At 24.4% G+C, this 17,241-nt stretch carries 17 protein-coding genes and 1 pseudogene; 5 read left to right on the top strand and 13 right to left on the bottom strand.

The annotated features are described in order from the left end of the window. Nucleotides 1-25: 25 nt before the first annotated feature. The gene (locus tag AACL11_RS04640; protein ID WP_338988331.1) at nt 26-379 is read right to left on the bottom strand and encodes a hypothetical protein; all 354 of its coding nucleotides are present in this window, start codon (nt 377-379) and stop codon (nt 26-28) included. Nucleotides 380-461: 82 nt separating this feature from the next. Next, a protein-coding gene (locus AACL11_RS04635) for an IS5 family transposase (RefSeq protein ID WP_422397922.1) occupies nt 462-1,251 on the bottom strand; the annotation gives its coding sequence in 2 pieces (ribosomal slippage) (nt 462-984 and nt 983-1,251; 792 coding nt in all). Nucleotides 1,252-1,496: 245 nt separating this feature from the next. On the opposite strand from AACL11_RS04635, the gene AACL11_RS04630 reads away from it, so the two are divergent. Further along, entirely contained in the window at nt 1,497-1,667 is a 171-nt protein-coding gene (locus AACL11_RS04630; RefSeq protein ID WP_338988330.1) for a hypothetical protein, read from the top strand. Here the strand turns inward: AACL11_RS04630 and AACL11_RS04625 are convergent. The 8 genes from AACL11_RS04625 to AACL11_RS04590 all read right to left on the bottom strand — a co-directional run bounded on the left by AACL11_RS04625 (nt 1,664) and on the right by AACL11_RS04590 (nt 10,574). Beyond that, nucleotides 1,664-2,677: an IS3 family transposase gene (locus tag AACL11_RS04625; RefSeq protein WP_338986622.1), complete on the bottom strand. Its 1,014-nt coding sequence runs from the start codon at nt 2,675-2,677 to the stop codon at nt 1,664-1,666. The two genes, AACL11_RS04630 and AACL11_RS04625, sit on opposite strands and share 4 nt — an antisense overlap. 305 nt (nt 2,678-2,982) lie before the next feature. Beyond that, nucleotides 2,983-4,791, bottom strand: coding sequence for a translation elongation factor 4 (gene lepA / locus AACL11_RS04620; protein WP_422397462.1), 1,809 nt, complete (start codon nt 4,789-4,791; stop codon nt 2,983-2,985). Nucleotides 4,792-5,034: 243 nt separating this feature from the next. Beyond that, nucleotides 5,035-6,048 carry an IS3 family transposase gene (locus AACL11_RS04615; RefSeq protein ID WP_338986622.1) on the bottom strand — a complete coding sequence of 338 codons (1,014 nt, stop codon included), beginning with the start codon at nt 6,046-6,048 and terminating at the stop codon, nt 5,035-5,037. 265 nt (nt 6,049-6,313) lie between these two features. Beyond that, nucleotides 6,314-6,895 carry a hypothetical protein gene (locus tag AACL11_RS04610; RefSeq protein ID WP_338988328.1) on the bottom strand — a complete coding sequence of 194 codons (582 nt, stop codon included), beginning with the start codon at nt 6,893-6,895 and terminating at the stop codon, nt 6,314-6,316. Between the two features lie 42 nt (nt 6,896-6,937). After that, a complete protein-coding gene (gene fmt / locus AACL11_RS04605; RefSeq protein WP_256468430.1) occupies nt 6,938-7,861 on the bottom strand; it encodes a methionyl-tRNA formyltransferase in 924 nt (307 codons plus the stop codon). Nucleotides 7,862-7,871: 10 nt separating this feature from the next. After that, nucleotides 7,872-9,626 (bottom strand): DUF2779 domain-containing protein, encoded by a 1,755-nt coding sequence (locus AACL11_RS04600; RefSeq protein ID WP_338988326.1) that lies wholly within the window; start codon nt 9,624-9,626, stop codon nt 7,872-7,874. Between the two features lie 36 nt (nt 9,627-9,662). Beyond that, nucleotides 9,663-10,271, bottom strand: a complete 609-nt coding sequence (locus tag AACL11_RS04595; RefSeq protein ID WP_338988324.1) for a hypothetical protein — start codon at nt 10,269-10,271, stop codon at nt 9,663-9,665. Between the two features lie 21 nt (nt 10,272-10,292). Further along, complete coding sequence (locus tag AACL11_RS04590) at nt 10,293-10,574, bottom strand: hypothetical protein (protein WP_174480491.1); 282 nt, start codon at nt 10,572-10,574, stop codon at nt 10,293-10,295. Nucleotides 10,575-10,786: 212 nt separating this feature from the next. On the opposite strand from AACL11_RS04590, the gene rpsT reads away from it, so the two are divergent. Then, complete coding sequence (gene rpsT / locus AACL11_RS04585) at nt 10,787-11,047, top strand: 30S ribosomal protein S20 (protein WP_252320564.1); 261 nt, start codon at nt 10,787-10,789, stop codon at nt 11,045-11,047. Nucleotides 11,048-11,153: 106 nt separating this feature from the next. On the opposite strand, the pseudogene ilvA reads toward rpsT, so the two are convergent. Next, a pseudogene (ilvA, locus tag AACL11_RS04580) lies at nt 11,154-12,404 on the bottom strand (threonine ammonia-lyase). A 321-nt stretch (nt 12,405-12,725) separates the two neighbouring features. On the opposite strand from ilvA, the gene AACL11_RS04575 reads away from it, so the two are divergent. Next, the gene (locus tag AACL11_RS04575) at nt 12,726-13,589 is read left to right on the top strand and encodes an ABC transporter ATP-binding protein (RefSeq protein ID WP_338988321.1); all 864 of its coding nucleotides are present in this window, start codon (nt 12,726-12,728) and stop codon (nt 13,587-13,589) included. A 71-nt stretch (nt 13,590-13,660) separates the two neighbouring features. Continuing rightward, entirely contained in the window at nt 13,661-13,900 is a 240-nt protein-coding gene (locus AACL11_RS04570) for a hypothetical protein (RefSeq protein ID WP_338988320.1), read from the top strand. A 30-nt stretch (nt 13,901-13,930) separates the two neighbouring features. On the opposite strand, the gene AACL11_RS04565 is transcribed toward AACL11_RS04570, so the two are convergent. Continuing rightward, a complete protein-coding gene (locus tag AACL11_RS04565; protein WP_338986680.1) occupies nt 13,931-15,169 on the bottom strand; it encodes an IS256 family transposase in 1,239 nt (412 codons plus the stop codon). A gap of 147 nt (nt 15,170-15,316) precedes the next feature. Between AACL11_RS04565 and AACL11_RS04560 the strand changes: the two genes are divergently transcribed. Beyond that, nucleotides 15,317-15,724, top strand: coding sequence for an ABC transporter permease (locus AACL11_RS04560; protein ID WP_338988319.1), 408 nt, complete (start codon nt 15,317-15,319; stop codon nt 15,722-15,724). 64 nt (nt 15,725-15,788) lie between these two features. On the opposite strand, the gene AACL11_RS04555 is transcribed toward AACL11_RS04560, so the two are convergent. Then, the gene (locus AACL11_RS04555; RefSeq protein ID WP_338988316.1) at nt 15,789-17,225 is read right to left on the bottom strand and encodes a hypothetical protein; all 1,437 of its coding nucleotides are present in this window, start codon (nt 17,223-17,225) and stop codon (nt 15,789-15,791) included. Nucleotides 17,226-17,241 lie beyond the last annotated feature (16 nt).

The following is a 17,241-nucleotide window of genomic DNA, read 5'->3' as shown; positions in this document are numbered from 1 at the left end:
ACCTCATATTTTTGTAAATACAATATTACTTTATTTTTTTACCTTTAATTCGTTTTCTTTTAAGTTCTAATTCTAATTTAGGATTATTATCATGTTTTAAATAATAATTTTGTCTATTTATAATTAATTTATTTTCTAATATTAACCCTAATCTTTTAGTTTTTTCTTCAGCTAATTCTTTTTGTAATTTTCTGTCTTTTTCATTTTCAAGTGATTCATGTTTAAATCTAGAATCTTGTAAATCTTTTTCATGTTGTCTTTGCTTTTCTTTATCAATTAATTTTGTTTCAATCTTAGCTCTATTTTCTATATACTTTTTAATACTTTTAAAAATAGAAATTGGGTTCAAACAATCAATTATTTTTAATAAAATTTTCACATAACCCCCTACTCCCCATTTAAGTAATTATTATTAATATACTTATTATAAATTAAAATTTTATCAATTTCTTAGAATCTGTTTAGGATCTTTTTAATAAAATTGAAATAAATGAGAGAACAACCATTTGTAAGCTAGTATTTAATTTTCTTTCACAATTTTTTCATAATCTTCTGCATTTTTCTAATCATGCAAAACTTCGTTCTACAACTCATCTTTTTGGCAATACTACAAAAGAATGTAATTCATTACGTTTGATAACTTCAACATTTGCATTTATGATTGTTTTGATTTTAAAAGCAAATTTTTCACCAGTATAACCAGCATCTACTAGTATTTTTTGAACTTTAGATAAATTTTCTTTTTCATTTTCAATCATTATTATAGCACTGTTACGATCTGTTTTTTCTGCTGTGGTTATGTAAATTGCATGTGGTAAGCCTTGAGAATCAACAGCAATATGACGCTTTATTCCTGAAATTTTTTTACCAGCATCATAACCTTTATTTTTAGCAGTATCTGTGTTTTTAACACTTTGTGAATCAATTATACAAAAACTAGTTTGTTCTTTTCTACCATTATTGATACGAACTTTTCTAACTAATTTTTTTTAAAATTACTTGTCAAGTGCTAGGTTCTTTATCACTATTTTTACTTCAAATTTGAAAATAATAATATACAGTTTGTCATTTTGGAAAATTTTTTGGTAACATTCTTCATTGACATCCACTTTTTAATACATATAAAACTGCACAAAATACTTCATATAAATCTAAATTTCTTGGTTTTGTTTTCTTTTTGTTATTTTCTAAAATTGATCTTATGTTCTCAAATTGTTCTTTAGTAACATGACTTGGATAATTTTTATGCATATATACCCCTTATCTTAAAATATATAGTCATTTTACGTTATTTTATAAAAGATTCCAAACAGGTTCTTAGGGAATTGTTTTTTTATTATATCATTTTATTTAAACTTGCTTTTAATTTATTTTTCTATGAATACTAGATTTATTATAGAAAATTATATCATTTTATTTATAATTTTTATAAATAAAATGATATAATAAAAAATATAAATAAATTATTTATAAAACTTTGAAATGGGGAATATAAAATGATTAATAACATAAAAAATATGATTAAAAATTACTCTAGAGAAATTGAGTGTCACGCAATAATAAAAAATAATTTAGAAAATAATCATTTAAAAAGTCAAGAGAATTTAATTAATGGAATGGGGTGGTTAGCCCTAATTACTGGACCATATTTTGATAGATATTTCTAAATTTTTATTTGTAATATTGGTGGTTTTAAAAATTTAGAATGTATTCTTTCATAATTATAAAACATAACATATTGATTTACATCATTAATAGCTTCATTGATTGTTAAATATTGATTTGAGTCTTTAGGCAATCATTCTTGAGATAAATGTGAAAATCAATTTTCAGATATGACATTACCGCCAATATCATATGGTTGTTTTTTGCTTAAAATTATTTGTTTGTTTTTTGCTCATTTTGTAATTTCTTGACAATAAAATTCGTTGGCGTTATCTGAATGTAAAATAACGTTTTTTATTTGATTTCAAGAAAATTGGTTGTTTATTTTTTCAAGTGCAGGAAGAATTAAATCTTGATATGATTTATTTGAAAATGTATTATAACTAACAACATTATTTGAATAAAAATCAATAATTACAAAAAGATATAGTCAACCTTCTTTGGTGTTTATTTGTTTAGTATCCATTGATCAAATTTGATTTGAAGCGGTTGTACTTTTGTAATCTTTGTTTACTTTATCCATTGTAGGTATTCACTTATTTGGATTTTTTTTGTTTTTAGGATAGTTATTTTTAGTTTGTTTTAATCCTTGAATATTGTGTTTTTTCATAATTTTTCGCATTTGTTTTGTTGATAATTCTATATTTAAAATGATATTTTTCTCTTGTTTTAATCACTCTTTAAAAGCTGAAAAAATTCTTAAATATCCATAAATTCTACCTTTTCTTGTAGAATGAAATTCGATTAAAAGTTGGCATAATTCTTGATATTTATGATTGCAATTAATAATATGATTTTTTTCTTTTTTAATAAGTTTTTGTTTATTTTTTAAAAAGTAATATGTTGATCTGTTTAATTGAAGATATTGACATAAGTTTCTAATTGAATATTGATTTTTGCAATCATCGATAATTTTAATTTTTTCTTTGATATTTAATTTGTTAATTATTAATGCTATTTGTTTAATTTTATCCATTAATAAAAATCCTTTCAGGTCAAAATTAGTGTTCATTATATAACACAATTGTTTTTAGAATACATTCAGATTTTTTAAATTAATGGTCTAGTAAAAAGGGCTAAGTGGCCCCATCCATAATATTGAAATGCAAAAAAATTACATAAAAATTAAAATGGAAATAATTGCAGAATTAAAAAAAATACTATATATTTAACATAAAATTGTGAGAAATCTCATTTTTATTTCAAAATATGCTTTATGAAAATAAAAAATTAATTGACTTAAATAGATCAATTAATTTTTTATTTTCAAATAATCCAATTTAGAAAAAAACAAATCAAATATTTATAACTTTTTTATTAATTTTCTTCATCTATTTTTAAAACAGCACGAAATGCTTCTGGTGGTAATTCAACATTACCAATCGATTTCATTTTTTTCTTTCCTTCTTTTTGTTTTTCTAAAAGTTTTCTTTTTCTTGTAATATCACCACCATAACATTTAGCAATAACATCTTTTCTAACTGCTTGCACAGTTTGACGAGCAATAATTTTATTATTAATAGCAGCCTGAATAGCAACTTCAAAATTTTGTTTTGGAATTAATTTTTTTAATTTTTCACATAAAACACGCCCACGATCATAAGCAAAATCCTTATGAACAATAACAGATAATGCATCAACAATATTACCTGCTAATAAAATATCCATTTTCACTAATTTACTTTCCTGATAACCAATTAATTCATAATCTAATGAAGCATAACCTTTTGATATTGATTTTAATTTATCAAAAAAATCAATGACAATTTCATTCAGTGGCATATTATAAATAAGAGTTCTTCGTAAATTATCAGCATATTTTAAATCTAAATAAGTTCCACGTTTATCCTGACATAATTGCATCAATGCACCAACATATTGTTCTGGTGTCATTATTGTTACTTGCACAAATGGTTCTTCTACACTTTTAATTGTCTGCACAGTTGGTCATTTTGCTGGATTATCAATTATTAACTTTTCACCATTAGTTAAATTTACTTCATAAATTACAGAAGGAGCTGTTGAAATTAAAACTAAATTATATTCACGCTCTAAACGTTCTTGAATAACATCCATATGTAATAACCCTAAAAAACCACAACGAAAACCAAAACCTAATGCTTGTGATGTTTCAGCAGTAAAAATTAATGAGGCATCCGATAATTGAATTTTATATAATGCATCCTTTAATTCTTGATATTTATTAGTATCAATTGGATATAAACCACAATAAACCATTGGTTTTAAAGTTTTATAACCCGGTAATGGTGCATCAGCAGGATTAATAACACTAGTAATCGTATCACCAACATGAATATCACTAATTATTTTAATTGCACCACTAATTCAACCAACTTCACCAGCTGTTAACATTTCTCTCTTTTCTTCTTTTGGTGTGCGTACTCCTAATTCAGTAATTTCATATTCGGCACCAGTTGACATCATTCTTACTTTATCGCCAACTTTAATTACACCAGTTTTGATTCTAATAAATGCCATCACTCCACGATATTTATCATATAATGAATCAAAAATTAAAGCACGCAATGGTTCATTATCATCAGCATCAATTGGATAAGGAATATATTTAATAACTGCTTCTAAAACATCGCGAATATTAATACCTGTTTTTGCAGAAATTAAAGGCGCATAATCAGCAGGTAAACCCAATACTTTTTCAATTTCTTCCTTAACTTTTTCTGGTTCAGCACTTGGTAAATCTATTTTATTAATAACAGGAATAATTTCTAAATCATTATCTAATGCTAAATATACATTTGCTAAAGTTTGTGCTTCAATACCCTGAGCAGCATCAACTACTAAAATGGCACCTTCACATGCTGCTAAACTACGCGATACTTCATAAGTAAAGTCAACATGACCTGGAGTATCAATTAAGTGAAGCAAATAAGTATGACCATCTAATGATTGATATTTAAGTTGTACACTATTTAATTTAATTGTAATGCCACGTTCACGTTCTAAATCTAGTGAATCTAACAATTGATTTTTCATTTCCCTTTTTGAAACAGCATTAGTTAATTCTAAAATACGATCAGCCAAAGTTGATTTACCATGATCAATATGGGCAATAATTGAAAAATTTCTAATGTATTTTTTATCGATACTCATAATATTATTTATTCACCTATCTTTTGCTTATAAACTATTTACTATGTTTTAGTATACCAAAGTTTAAATAAAATTAAATCGAAAGTTGCAGATAATGTTATAAATATATTAAACTATCACTTAACAATATATGAAAAGTGGAATGGCAACACTTTTTAGGACTATTTTTTGGTAGACATTTGTTGTTGATATTTGGTGGTTAGCCCTAATTACTGGACCATATTTTGATAGATATTTCTAAATTTTTATTTGTAATATTGGTGGTTTTAAAAATTTAGAATGTATTCTTTCATAATTATAAAACATAACATATTGATTTACATCATTAATAGCTTCATTGATTGTTAAATATTGATTTGAGTCTTTAGGCAATCATTCTTGAGATAAATGTGAAAATCAATTTTCAGATATGACATTACCGCCAATATCATATGGTTGTTTTTTGCTTAAAATTATTTGTTTGTTTTTTGCTCATTTTGTAATTTCTTGACAATAAAATTCGTTGGCGTTATCTGAATGTAAAATAACGTTTTTTATTTGATTTCAAGAAAATTGGTTGTTTATTTTTTCAAGTGCAGGAAGAATTAAATCTTGATATGATTTATTTGAAAATGTATTATAACTAACAACATTATTTGAATAAAAATCAATAATTACAAAAAGATATAGTCAACCTTCTTTGGTGTTTATTTGTTTAGTATCCATTGATCAAATTTGATTTGAAGCGGTTGTACTTTTGTAATCTTTGTTTACTTTATCCATTGTAGGTATTCACTTATTTGGATTTTTTTTGTTTTTAGGATAGTTATTTTTAGTTTGTTTTAATCCTTGAATATTGTGTTTTTTCATAATTTTTCGCATTTGTTTTGTTGATAATTCTATATTTAAAATGATATTTTTCTCTTGTTTTAATCACTCTTTAAAAGCTGAAAAAATTCTTAAATATCCATAAATTCTACCTTTTCTTGTAGAATGAAATTCGATTAAAAGTTGGCATAATTCTTGATATTTATGATTGCAATTAATAATATGATTTTTTTCTTTTTTAATAAGTTTTTGTTTATTTTTTAAAAAGTAATATGTTGATCTGTTTAATTGAAGATATTGACATAAGTTTCTAATTGAATATTGATTTTTGCAATCATCGATAATTTTAATTTTTTCTTTGATATTTAATTTGTTAATTATTAATGCTATTTGTTTAATTTTATCCATTAATAAAAATCCTTTCAGGTCAAAATTAGTGTTCATTATATAACACAATTGTTTTTAGAATACATTCAGATTTTTTAAATTAATGGTCTAGTAAAAAGGGCTAAGTGGCCCCATCCACTTTTTAACTTAGATATTTTTTTAAAACTTTTTTTAATTTTTTTATTCATAAAACCTTTTTCTCCTTATTTTAATTAAAAACCCTTTACCTTAAAACTTAAGTAAATGGGTATAAACTTATATTAAGTTTATAAAATTATACCATATTGTCTATATTAGATATAAATAATGGATAATAAGTAAACTATTCTAAAACAGTTATTTTTTTATTTTTTAAATAATCAAATTCTTGATCATTTCAAAAACTATAATTTGATCTAATTTTATTTTTACTAAGAGCATAATAAAGTGGAATAGCAACAAAATAAGCAAAGATAGCTTGAATACTATCAGTAATTAATTCATTAACTGTAATAGCATAATCTTGATAAATTACTAAATAAGACAATGGGTAAATAAGTAGTAAAATAGAAGCAAAAAAGAAAGTATAAACAGTACTTCATCAAGATTTATTAATTAATAACTTAATAACAAAAAACATTAAAATTCTAATAAAAATTGTAATAGGAATAACCACAATTTTAACACCACTAATTAAATCAAAAATGCCACCCGCAATTGGTCCTGCAAATAACAGCATTGGTCCTTCAAAAAAAGCACAAAATGGAATAAAAACAGCATCAAATAATTGCAAAGTAGAATTTCCACCAAATAAACTAGTAATTGCTCAACCAAAAAGAAAAGTTGAACAATAACCAATTGTTACTAATAAACCAGTAATAATACCAGTCATTGCTAAATATTTAATTGAGCGAAAACGATACATCTTTTCCTCCTAGATTACCAAAAAATATTAGTTATTTTTTTATTATTTAAAGATAAAACCAATTGCAATTGGATTAATTTTAGAACCATAGTAACAAGCTGCTATAATTTCTTTTTTACCTGCTGGTTGAATAACTTTAATTACTATGTTATTAGTTTTAGTGGCAACAATAATACCTAATTTATTTATTGCAACAATTGTTCCTGGCAGAGCATTTGATAATTCATTAGTTACTGCTACTTGATGAATTTTGTATATATTATCATTCAACGTAGTATAAGCAATTGGTGTATTATACAATCCACGAACATGACATGAAATTAATTGTGCTGAAAGATTTCAATTAATTTTTTCATCACTTCTTTTAATATTTAAACCAAAAGTTACTTTATTTTCATCTTGTTCTTGTTCTTCAATTTCATTATTAATGATTTTTAATAAATATTTTATTAACATATTTTGTGCTAAAGTTATCAACTTATTAACTAAAGAAGTATATGTATCCTCAATACCAATTGAAACTTGTTCTTGAACATAAATTGCTCCTGCATCCATTTTACTTACCATTTTCATTAATGTAATACCAGTAGTTTGTAATCCATTAATAATTGCTCATTGAATAGGGGCACCACCACGCAATGATGGTAATAATGAAGCATGAATATTTAAACATTTATATTTTGGTAAATTTAAAATTGCTTTTGGTAAAAATTGACCATAAGCACAAGTAAGAATAACATCAATATTTAATAATTGTAAATCTTTTAAACTGTCAATAATATTTTCGGGTTGGAAAACAGGGATTTGATATTCTTGTGCCAATTGTTTAATTGCTAAAGGAACAACTTCTTGTTTACGACCAATTTTACGATCTGGCTGACAAACAACACCAACTATTTCAATTTCATTTTTCATTGTTAATAACAATGTTTTTAAAATATTTTCAGAAAAAAAAGAAGAACCCATAAATAAAATTTTAAATTTTTTCATAATTTTCGCCCTCAATTTTTGCTTTGTACATTTCAATAATATTTTTTACATGTCAGAATAATACTACCATACCTAAAGTATCTTGAGCACAATATTTTAACATATTTTCACGAAAATTATGAATTCAATTAGTTAAACTAATGTTATTTTCAACTCTTCTACGAAAAACTTCTGATGCCATATCTCCTTTTTTAATAACTAATCCTTCATAAGAAAAGGAAGGTTCAAATGCTGGTAAAGTTTTTTTAATTGAAAGAGAACCATAAAACTGTTCTTTATAAATTTTAAATTCTTTAAAAAAATCTTGTAAATCAATAGTACCATCATGAATTAATGATAATTTATTTTTATATTGAGGGTAATAATAAGCTAATTTTTTAAGAACAGATTTCTCAAATGATTGATTATAAGCAACATACGTACCCTTACCATGAATATTAATTAAATCATGACATAATTTTTTTGTTAACATTTCTCTTGGATCATCATTGCCATCTGCTAAAAATTCATAATGTTTAATTGATTTATAAGTTTTAAAATCAAAATCTGGTGCTAATAATACATGGACAGAATATTGAAAAGGAATTTGTTGATATGGTTTACTATTTTTAAACTTAGGTATTGCAGATTTCATAGTCTCAAAATCATACATATAAATTGGATATTGGTATTTTTTGTATTCAATTTTTAAATCAACAAATTTATTGCCATCAATTAATTTTTCACCATTTTTAATTACATCATATTGTCTTAAATGTAAATTAGACTTTGTTAAAAATGGTAATAATCTTTCATCATTAATTTCTAAGAAATCTTCTTCATAATATCACAATGCTTTCTTAGTTTTTCTTAAACGATATAATTCAAAAATAGTATTATGAATAGAAAAATATTTAAAAATATGAGGACAAAATTGATTACTATTTTCATGACAATAAGGTAAAGTTAATAATTTAACTATTTCGTCAATATCACTAATTTTAATAATATTCTTAATATTTTCATATTGTAATTTCAAATTATTATTTAAAATTTCATCTTGAATTGATTCAAAAAGACTAAAACTTTTTTTAGTATTTGGACTTTTTTGCCAAGTTGATCCATTAACAATAAATAATTCATTTAAATCTATTTTTTCTTTCTTAACATAATTATTATTTAAATACATAATATAAGTATTAACTACTTTAATTCCACATTTGGTTAAAATATCATACTGATAAAGTAAATCTCACATATGTTCTTCTTTAACTCAAGTTACTGCTTTTACTTCAATTAAATCCCAACCATCATTATTTCGCTTTAAAATATCACACTTAGTAACACAGCCCTGATATTGAAATCTTGGTTCAAATAAAACATCATACTCTTTATTATTAATAATTTCTATAACATTATTACCCGGTTCAGACTCAAAATTAAAACAAGAATATTTTACTTTAAAATATTCTTGAGCATAGTGCCCAGTTTCAATACCGTCTGCAATTGTTTCACCAAGATAAAATTCAGAATCATCTTCTTCATTATAATTATTTTCAAATGTATCATCGTCTAAATCAGAAATAGTAATTAAATTAGATTTAAATTTACTACTTGTTTTAGTATGCGTTAGTTCAACAAAATTTATTATCTTTTTCTCTTCAATTAAATGCTTAGCTAAAGCATAATTTTTTGCATTTAAAAATCACGAAAGTTTTCGACAAATACGGAAATGCTTATAATCATCTTTATAAATTTTCATTACATATCACCCAATTGCCTACTTAAAAATAAAGATTTATTTATCTTTTCATCCAGAAAATTTATCATGAATTGCAATTTTAGGTTTTTCTAAATTTTTAGCACGTTTTTTATTTTCTTTATTTTGTAAACGTTCTTCTTCAATTGCAAGTTTAACGGCTTCATTTTCTTTTTTAATTGTTGCTTTTTCTTCTGCTGTCTTTCTTTTTATTTTAATTTTACCACTACGTTTTTTTGACATTTCAATTTTCTTAAGTGTTTCTTCTAAATCTAATTCACAATTTACTTTTCAAATTGTTTCAAATTCTTTCTTTGATAATTGTTTAGTAAACCCTTCTACCTCAAATGCTTTAGTTGCAAATAAATCATTTTTCTTAGAATCATATAATTTTACAATTACATCAAAAACATCACGATAGCGATATTCTTTACTACTACGTGAAACTACTTGTTCAAATTCTACTGTTTTATGTTGCAATTTTAATTCATCACGCATAAAGGATTTAATAATATTTTTTACTTCTTTTTGACGTTGTTTTTTCTCTTCTTTTTTCTTCTTTTTTGCTGAAATGGTTGTAAAAATAAAAATTATTAAAACTACTCCTATAAGCGCTAACATTCATCATTGACTAGATAAATTTCCCATTTTTTATTCCTCTTTTTTGATTTATAAATTTTCCTCGATTACTGCTAATAGTTTAGTTGGACTCATCGGTGAAATTGTTAAAATTAAATTAACATCTTTTTTAATTACAAAATAAAGATGTGTTTTATTTACTCTAATATATTTAAAACTTTTTGTCTCTTCAATATCATAAGACTCATTAATCAATTTTAAACAATATTCACGTAATTGGATATCATTTAAGTCTTGCAATTTTAATCTTGTTCTAATCCTACCAATACTATGGTAAGAAAATTGATAAGGGTTACGAAAATAGTAACTCATTTATTTACCACACCTACATTTATCATTAAAGTTTTTAAATAAATAATTTACATTAAAAGTGTAAAAAAATTAAAATATACTATTAACAAAAAGCTAACACATTAATTATACTGAAAAAATAAAAAATATTATACAACATTTATGATTTTTGTTATAATTATTTTTGTTGTAATTAATCTATAAAACATGTTCAAAACAAAAAAGGAGAAAAAATGGCTAACATTGCATCACAAATTAAAAGAATTAAAACAAACCAAAAAAGAAATGAAATTAATAAAAGTTATAAATCTAAAGTTAAAACTGCTTTAAAAAAAGCTGAAATATCAATAAAAAACAAAGCAGAAAATGCTGCAGTACTTGTTAATGAAGTATGTAGTTTAATTGATAAAGCTGTTGTTAAAGGCATTTATCACATTAATAAAGCTGCTCGTCAAAAATCTAAAATTATGACTAAATTAGCAAAAGCAAAATAACTATAATTTATTTTAAAAAGAGACACTATTAATAGTGTCTCTTTTTAAAATATAATTGATATTTTTAAACTAAATTTTTGTTTTAATAAAATACCAAATTTAAAAACTATTTAGCTAATAATGTAAAGTTAGAACTTGATGCTCTAATCTCAGCAAAAATTTTATTTTTTTGAAATTCATCTGATGTATCCATAACTATAAAAATACTAAAATTACTAATATCTAATTTATTACGATCAAATGTACTGTGAATTTTATAAATAGAGGCACCATTTTTAGTAATAATATTAATAATTTCGCTAATAGTACTATTATTAATTTTACCGTTAACTGAAAAAGGAACTCGTCGATGTGAACTAATTAAGGCGCTATTAATAATTGTTCCTAATGTAGTAATATCAACATTACCATCACTAATTACACAAACAACATTTTTATCTTTACCAATGATTTTATCTAATTTACCAGAAAGAATAGCAGCAACACTAACAGCGCCACTACCTTCAGTTACAATTTTACATTTTTCTAATAAAAATAACATTGCTTGCGCAATTTCTTCTTCGCTAACAGTAACAACTTTATCAACATTTTTCTTTAAAATATTAAATGTTAATTCTCCTGTTTGTTTAACAGCAATTCCATCAGCAATTGAACTTTTACCTTGAATTTTAAATGGTTTTCCTTGTTTTAAAGCTTGATTATAAGAATCAACATTTTGTGCCTCAATCCCAATAAATTTAATATTTGGATTTTTACTTTTTAAATAAATTGAAATACCACTTAAAAGTCCTCCTCCACCAATTGGAACTAAACAATAATCAATTTCTTTACCCATTGCATTCATTTGCTCATATATTTATAAACCAATTGTACCTTGACCAGCAATAACAAAATTATCATCATATGGATGAACTAACGTTAACCCTTCTTCTTTTTCAAGTCTTAATGCTTCAGACATTGCATCATCAAACATATTACCACAAAGTTTAACAGTACATTTAGCACCACCAAATTCTTTAGTAGCGGCAATTTTGGCTAGTGGTGCTGTTACAGGCATAACTATCTTGGATACTAAATTTAAACTTGAAGCTGCTAAAGCGACTCCTTGTGCATGATTACCAGCACTAGCAGCAATTAAACCCTTTGCTTGCTGTTCCTTTGATAAATTAAGAATTTTATTTAAAGCTCCTCTAATTTTAAAACTACCTGTTTTTTGTAAATTTTCTAACTTTAAAAATATATTATTACCAGAAAATGAAGAAAGTTTATCTGCTTTTATCAAACTTGTCTTACTAATTTTATCTTTAATTTTTGAATACGTTTCTTCAATTACTTCTTCACTTACTAAATTTTCCACAATGGTTCCTCCTGAGTTTCTATCTAATTTCTCAAATATAATTAATTATACAATATAATAACTTTTATTTATAAAACAACAAAAGTAATCATTAATAGTATATGATTTTATAATTAAATGGGATTTGAATTCATAAATGTTGATTTAAAGCATATGTTAAATTGCTATACTACATAATCACTATTTTCAAATCTATATTATATATACATGAAAAACAAAAATTAAAAAATATTTTTCCAAAATATTTAGAATTAATACTGTTTATTTTATTGTTACAAATTTCAATAATTGCTTTTTAACACTTAATTATAGTACAATCTAATGCAGGAGGTATTATATATAGAAAATAATGAACAAAATAAGAAAAAAATAGATAAATCTCGGCCATTAGTAGAAATTTTGAATCTAACAAAGGAATATAAAAATAAAGTAGCCTTAGATAAAGTTAATTTAACTATTAATCCCGGTGATCGAATTGGAATCATTGGTGCAAATGGTAGTGGTAAATCAACTTTAAGTGAAATTATTGGTGGTATTCGTAAACCAACATCTGGTGAAATAATTCGTCAAGAACATCTAGTAAATGGTTTACAATTTCAAGAATCTAGATATCCGGCCGGAATATCTGTTATGGATATGATTAAATATTATTTACATACTTTTAATATTTCAATGAAAGAAGATGAGTTATTAGAGTTACTGAAGACATACCAATTACTTGGAATTGAAAATAAGTTTATTCAAACACTTTCAGGTGGACAACAACAACGTTTAAATATTTTACTTGCTGTTATTCATGATCCTGATCTAATTATTTTAGATGAAGTTTCCACAGGATTAGATATTGAAGTTCGTTCAGAAATTTTTGAATTTTTTAGAAAAAATATTATTGACAAAAATAAGACAATGATCTTAGTTACTCACAATATGAGCGAAGTTGAAGAATTTTGTGAAAAGTATATTTACATTCATAATGGAATTATAAAAGAAGCAGGAAATGTTAAAGATATTGTTAAAAAATATGGTTCAGTTCATAACTTTACATGAAAAATGTTTGATAAAAATAAAAAAGCTGATTTAAAAAAACAATATGAAGAAATAAAAAAAATGCTGAAATCAAAAAAACAAAGAAAAAAAATAAATGAATTCATAAAGCCAAAATGCCCGAAAAAAGTCGACCATTAATAAACTTAATGTTTAAATATTATTATCGAGGATTTTTTGTACCCTTCTTTCTAGTTTTATTTCCAATTCTAATGTTGTTCTTAGAAGGTTTTGCTTTTAAACAAATGGAAGGTGATACTGTAAAAAGTTTACATACTTTAGTTGGTTCAATTTCAATGTTACAACCAATGGCAGTAGGAATTTTCATTATTCCACAAACAATTGTTGAATTTAAAAATAGTGTTTTAATGAAGCGAATTGGAGCAACAAATATTAAACCAATTTTCTTTGTTCTTTCAGTTATGATAATTGGATTTTTCGAGGCTTTTTAATAATCTGTGTTTCTTTGTTTTACAAAGTTACTAATTCAGATTAATTCTGTCTTCAAATTTTATCATAAAATGAGCAATTGCTGTATTTCAATTTTGAATGGGCATTGTTCATTTTTTTGTTATATTGTCAATTGCTAAATAAAATATTTTAAAAACTGACATATCGTTAGGAAAAACTTTTTTATTTCTGATGACTTTTCGTAATTGACTATTAACAGATTCAATAGCATTTGTGGTATAAATTACCCTTTTTATTTCTGCAGGATAACTAATAAAAACCATTAAATTATCTCAATTTTTATATCAAGATTTAGCAATTTGTGGATATTGTTTAGTTCATTTATTTTCAAATGATTCTAAAGCTTGCATTGCTTGTTCTTCACTACATGCAGTATAAATTGGTTTTAAATCTGCAACTAGAGATTTTCTATGCTTATATGAGACATATTTCAAACTATTTCTAATTTGATGAACGATGCATAATTGATGTTCGGTTTTAGGATAAACTGATTGTATTGCTTCTGACATGCCTGTTAAATTATCACTACAAGCAATCAGAATATCATTTAAGCCACGATTTTTCATTTCTGTGAAATTGGCTAATCAAAATTTAGAACCTTCATTTTCACTAATTCATAAACCTAAAACATCTTTTTTACCTTCTAAATCAACTCCTAAAGCTATATAAACTGATTTATTAATAATCCGTTTATCTTGTCGTACTTTAACTACTATACAATCAAAATAAACAATCGGATAAACACTATCTAATGGTCGATTTTGCCATGCTTTGACGTCATCAATAACATCATCAGTAATTTGACTAATAACACTTTCACTAATATCAGCACCATGATATAACTCTTGTAATTGCATTCTAATATCTGATAATGTCATACCTTTTGCATATAAAGAAAGAACTTGTTGATCAAAACCATCAAATCTTCTTTGTCTTTTTGCAACTATTACAGGATTAAAATTACTATTACGATCTCTTGGTACATCAATTTCAATTTTACCTTGTTGGGTTATTAATTTTTTTGAACTTATACCATTACGAGCATTGTCACTATTACTATGTTGATTCTTATCATATCCTAAATAATTTTGCATCTCAGAATTCAACATTTTTTCTACTAATCTTTTTGTTAATTCTTTATATAATCCTCCCTCTTTAAAAACTGTTGTTAAATCTTCAGTATTTTCTAATAATAAATCTACTGCTTGTGATATTGGATCATTGTTATTAATATTTTGCTTTTTAGCCATCTGTAACTCACTCTTTCTAGAAAATTAATTATATTTACTAGAACTAATTAAACATAGTTATTTTTGTAAGTTACACAGATTACTAAACATTACCGATTTTTCTTTATGATAGCAACATTCTTATGATCTTTATTATGAGCTGGAATTATGTTTGGTGGTACTTATGGGTGAAATAATATAGTAACAGCAAATTTTATTGGAGAATCTATCCCATTTATTATCTTAATTTTCTTTTCATCAATGGGTTTAGGAATGTTATTGGCCTCAATTTTCAAATCAGTAACTGCTTTAGTTGCAGCATCAAATGTAATTTATTTTCCAGTTGCACTTTTAAGTGGGGTATTTTTCCCAGCTGAGTTAATTAATAGTAGTCCTGTTTTAAAATACGCAACTTACTTTAATCCATTTAAATACGCTATGGATCCATTTATTCAAGCTTGAAGTGGAACAAGTTTTACTTTTACAACAACTTATGGAATATATCTAGGAGTTGCGCTTGGATTAATTGGTATTTACACAATAGTTGCAAGTTCAAAATTACGTTGACAAGCATAAGATATTAAATCTAATAATTAAAAATAATAAAATTAAAAAGGACTAAAAGTCCTTTTTAATTTTATTATTTAAATAAATCACTATTACGTCAAAATTTATAATCTTTTGTATCTTTTTTATTATCATTATCTAAACTATCATCAAAAAGTGATGGATCGATTTCATAGGGTTTACCACTTAAAGCATTATTAATAGCATTTTGATATTCCGAATTGGCTCTCATAATTTTATTACGATCAATTTTTGGATTAAGAATAGCAATAACTAGTATAATAGCAATTGGTAAAATTGCTGATGCTGCTGTAATATATGTTAATATTTGAAAAGCTTTAAAAGTTGCTAATCCTTTTAATCAAGGTAAAGCATTAGGATTAAAATCATCAGGTTTATCTAAAAAAGAAGTAAATGTTCTTTTTAATGAATCATCTGTTGTCATATAAATTAAATTTGAAATTGTATAAATTATTCAAAAAATTAAAATAACTATTAAAAAATATGATGTTCGATATAAATCACGACCTAATTTTGGTGGTTTTAAAATTGAATATAAAAAGCCTCCATTTAGAACTATTGTTGTAACAATAGTGAAAACTATAGTTTTTGATTGTTTTGCAAAATTATAATAGTCAGGTGCACTATTATTTTTAATTTGAAAAGTACCTGCTATAAAATAAGTTAGTATATAAGTAGCTATTGCTAGCACTGTTGTTAATAAGAAAAAAGCTGATAATATTTTCTTTAAAAGTGGAATATATTTTGGTTTATTCATATACGGGTAAAATTTAGGATTTGTGGCGGGATGTTGCGGTAATACACCTAACTTCGCTAAATTTGCTAAACTATTATTATCAAGATTATTAATATTTAAATTATTACCTAGATTCCCAATGCCACCAATATTAGGATTTGTATCAACATTCTGATTATTTGGAGTAACACTTGGCTTAACCTCAGTAGCATCATCACTAAAATTATTTAATGCAGTAATTTGATCATTTAATTCATTAAAAGTATTATTATCAAACTGTCTTATTCGTTCAAGACTTTCTTTTTCCACAGTCTTACAAATATTAGTAATTGTAACTATTAATAAGTTACGCTCTTCAAGAATTTCAATACGATTTTTAGGAGAACTTTTAGTAATACTCAAACTACGATTTACCAAATTAGAAATTAACTGCAAAAATTCTATTGCATACTTTTTATCTTTTAATTCTTTTAGTTCTTTTTCAAGAAAAAATAAATTAGAAATTTGTAATTCTAAAATTTTTAAAAGTTCTTCATTAGCAAAAATAGATTTTCTAACAATTAAATTATTTAAACTGTTATATATAGTACTTGATATTTCATAGTATAATGCAACATTTAAATCTTCTTCTGAGTACACTTTTTCGGTTTTTTTCTTTGTAACTCTTTTTACTTTTGGTTTAACCAATGTAATGTCACTATTTTCTTCTACTAACTTTTTTTCTGTAACATCAGTATTTTTATTACTTTTCATTATATGTATCACCTCT

It is taken from the genome of Spiroplasma endosymbiont of Dasysyrphus albostriatus (assembly GCF_964019495.1).
Taxonomy (GTDB): Bacteria; Bacillota_I; Bacilli_A; order Mycoplasmatales; family VBWQ01; genus Spiroplasma_E.
This window is presented reverse-complemented; position numbering and strand designations above follow the sequence as displayed.